This is a genomic window from Mucilaginibacter sp. P4_G9, from assembly GCF_056400985.1.
Genome location: NZ_JBFUKF010000493.1, coordinates 1 through 3,398, shown reverse-complemented (window position 1 = coordinate 3,398; position 3,398 = coordinate 1). Strand labels below are relative to the sequence as shown.

The window sequence follows — 3,398 nt, the reverse complement described above, 5'->3', positions numbered from 1 at the left end:
GGTAATGTGCGGCTCGGTATATTCGGTAATAGCCAATGCCAAAGTACTGACAGATGCCTTTAAAGGCAAGTTTAAACTGGCCGGTTCTGCGGTTGCACACATCGGTTTTGGTTTGCTGATGATAGGCGCACTTATATCGGCAGGTACCAGCTCGGTAATTTCAATAAACAACACCGGCGAAGGCTTTTCCCAGGATTTTGCCAAAGAACAAAACCCACGCGAAAATATAACAGTATATCGTAACCAGCCTCTAAAAATGGGCGATTATATGGTAACTTATGTTGGCGACTCTATATCATCGCCCAATCACTTTTTTAAGATCAATTACAAAAAGGTAGATGCCGGCGGTAAAGTAACCGATGAGTTTATACTGAAACCAAAAGTACAGGTAAATAAAGGTCAGCTGGCTTCGTCGCCGGATACCAGGCACTATTTGCTGCATGATTTGTACACACACATCACCATGACCAATGCCATTACTGCAACTGAAGGCGGAAGTGAAAGCGCTGATGCTGCTCATGATGCCGATAACGATGACAAGAACTACGATGCCCCTGTAGCACATGAAGTTGCACCGGGTGATACCATTAGATACCGCGACGGATATATTGTACTAAAAGCCTTAAACAAGGAGACCAAGGTGCAAAACATCCCGCTTACAGATAGCGACGTAGCCATTGGCGCCGACCTTGAAATAGTATCAAATGGTAATAAGTATAGCGCGAGGCCGGTGTACATGATCAAAAATGGTAACGTATTTGATTTTGCCCGTAAGGTTGATGATGCCGGTTTAAAACTGCGTTTCAGCAAGGTGATACCAGAGACTAAAAAGGTAGAGATCATGGTTTTTCAACAGCCGGAAAGCAAAAAGAAATTTGTGGTGATGAAAGCTATCCAGTTTCCTTATATCAACTTCTTTTGGGCCGGTACTATCATTATGGTAATAGGGTTCTTCCTATCAATACTTCGCAGAAACAAGGAACTAAAGACCGTTTAGGTGTTTATTGAATGGATAACCGCTTAATATCACATCATAAAAACATATTGAATGATGGTTTTGCCATAATAAATGATGTTTATAGCGATGCTGAAGTTAGGGGTATTCTGGATGTTATAGCATCTGCCGACAAATCAAATCCGGCATTCCGCAAAACCGAAGATCTGTTTGCCATAAGGCAATTTTTAAAGGAATTACCTCAGGTAGTTCCTTTAATTTTTAACGGCAATTTAAAAATACTTATTCATACGCTGTTTGATAAGAGTTACTTTGTTGTAAAATCCATTTACTTTGATAAGCCAGAAACAAGTAACTGGTTTGTAGCCTGGCATCAGGATCTGACCATTGTTGTTGATAAAAAGGCGGAGATCTCTGGTTATAGTCCCTGGACAATTAAGCAAAACCAGTTTGGCGTGCAGCCACCATTAGATATTCTCCAAAACAATTTCACTATCCGGATACATCTGGATGATACCGATCGGGATAACGGCGCATTAAAGGTAATCCCCGGATCGCATAAGAAAGGTATCTATCGACCTGAAACTATCAACTGGCAGGCCGAAAGAGAGGTTACCTGTAATGTAAAAGCAGGCGGCCTGATGTTCATGCGACCCTTGTTGCTTCATGCATCAAACCGAACCACCAATAATAAAAAGCGGCGGGTGATTCATATTGAATTTAGTAAGGCTGAGTTGGCTAAAGAATTGGATTGGCGTGAGAAGAAGGTAATATAATTTAGCATAGCAGTTGAAATACGCAATCTGGAAGGACATCTGGAAGCGTAAACCAGTTTTTCTTTGTTAATTAATCTTCACCCATGTGCCATTTAGTGCCGTAATTTATTCCCATGCTTTTAAAGTACTTCCTTACTATTTCATATTTTTGGGTACAAAGCTGACCAATATCTAATTTATCAGATTTAGAGGAATAATGCTGGCACCCAAAGCAGATCTCCAGGTAGTCATAAACTTTGCCATGCCTATCAAAAAATATAAATGCATTGCGTGGTTCATAGCAAGAAGCTCCGCCAGTCAGGTTGAGCCCTATTTTTTTTCTGAAATCAGTATTATAGATAATATTTGTTAGACGATTGATCTGGATTTGATCCAATATTTTCACTTCAAGCAAATTGCAAAAATCTAAACTGTCCTTTATAACATGCAATCCTATATTGTGTGGAGGTACAATATGTTTTAGCGAGTCACCATCAATAATTACCTCTTCATTTGGTACATCAAGTGCAGGATACGAGACAGCCAGTATTTTGACGGCCTTTGAAAAAGGATACTTTTTTAAACGTTGTTTAATTGTGTATCGACTGGTAAAAGTACAATAATCATAAGATGGTTTCCATAGTTTCCTTAACCTCTCAAATTCCTCAAAGGTAAAAGCTTTTTGTTTTTTTATTTTCTTATGGTGAGTGACTGTATCGGTGGAGATTTGAGTATTGCCTTTGTCTGCATAACAGCTAACGGTCATCAACAAAAACAAACAAAACAATAGTATAGGTTTCATTTGATTAAGTTACCTAAAATTAAATCATCCCTGTTTCAGAAACGATAATATTTTAGCATTAACTAAATCAGGTTTTTCCAGGTATGGCAAATGGGCGGCATCGGTAACCGGGAAGAAATCAACCTTTAGCACACTGCGGATAGAATCGCTGAAATGGAAAGGGACCGTTTTATCATCCTTGCCCCATATTAGCAATACCGGTTTATTGGTACTGTTGAGGCAGATATTGCTTTCGCGGCCACTTTCGTTGTAATCATACAGAGTTGATACCAGTGCATTTCTGAAGCCTTTGTATTTCATTTGCGGCAGATAAAGTTTTTCCCATCCCGGGTGCTGCTTCGGGTATTTAAAATCTGTAACCTGGCCCCTGGCACGCTCATCAGAGTTTACAGCTTCGTTATACATGGTTATATATTTAGGTGCATTTGGCTTTTTGTTTTCGTATGCCGGATCAATAAGTATAACTTTGTTTATCAGATCGGGATGCTTGCAGGCAAAGTTGGTTACAATTTTGCCACCGAAAGATACGCCTGCTAAATTAACTTTGCCCTGCAGTTTTAACTGTTTAATAAGTTCGAGTAGCTGGTTGTCGTATAGTTCTTTATCATAAACAACGTCGGGCCTGTCAGAGTAGCCCCTGCCATAGGTGTCATATCGTAATACTTTATATCCTTTATTAATAAGGTATTCATATGTGCCATCCCATATATAATACGGAACGCTAAAGCCATGGACAAGTATAATTACTTCGCCATTTTGAGGGCCTTTAAGTTCGTAATGGGTAATGCCCTGGCTTAATTTGATAAAGCTGCCTGCAATATTTTTACGGTCGGTATCGGTTAATATTTTTTTCTCTTTATTGTTATATTCATAAAAACAATATAAT

3 protein-coding genes and 1 pseudogene are annotated in these 3,398 nt (G+C 39.2%); 2 read left to right on the top strand and 2 right to left on the bottom strand.

Annotated features, from left to right (window positions below):
• Positions 1-997 (top strand): annotated as a pseudogene (locus AC1DPZ_RS24310) (cytochrome C biogenesis protein); the annotation flags it as partial.
• A gap of 11 nt (positions 998-1,008) precedes the next feature.
• Positions 1,009-1,731, top strand: a complete 723-nt coding sequence (locus AC1DPZ_RS24305) for a phytanoyl-CoA dioxygenase family protein (RefSeq protein WP_477408337.1) — start codon at positions 1,009-1,011, stop codon at positions 1,729-1,731.
• A gap of 70 nt (positions 1,732-1,801) precedes the next feature.
• On the opposite strand, the gene AC1DPZ_RS24300 is transcribed toward AC1DPZ_RS24305, so the two are convergent.
• Positions 1,802-2,512: a hypothetical protein gene (locus AC1DPZ_RS24300; RefSeq protein WP_477408335.1), complete on the bottom strand. Its 711-nt coding sequence runs from the start codon at positions 2,510-2,512 to the stop codon at positions 1,802-1,804.
• 24 nt (positions 2,513-2,536) lie between these two features.
• Positions 2,537-3,398 (bottom strand): alpha/beta fold hydrolase (locus AC1DPZ_RS24295; RefSeq protein WP_477408333.1); only part of this gene is annotated, 862 nt, incomplete at its 5' end.

Excerpts from the sequence above, each read along its gene's own strand:
- AC1DPZ_RS24305 (WP_477408337.1), top strand. The coding sequence starts at position 1,009 with ATGGATAACCGCTTAATATCACATCATAAAAACATATTGAATGATGGT.
- AC1DPZ_RS24300 (WP_477408335.1), bottom strand. The coding sequence starts at position 2,512 with ATGAAACCTATACTATTGTTTTGTTTGTTTTTGTTGATGACCGTTAGC.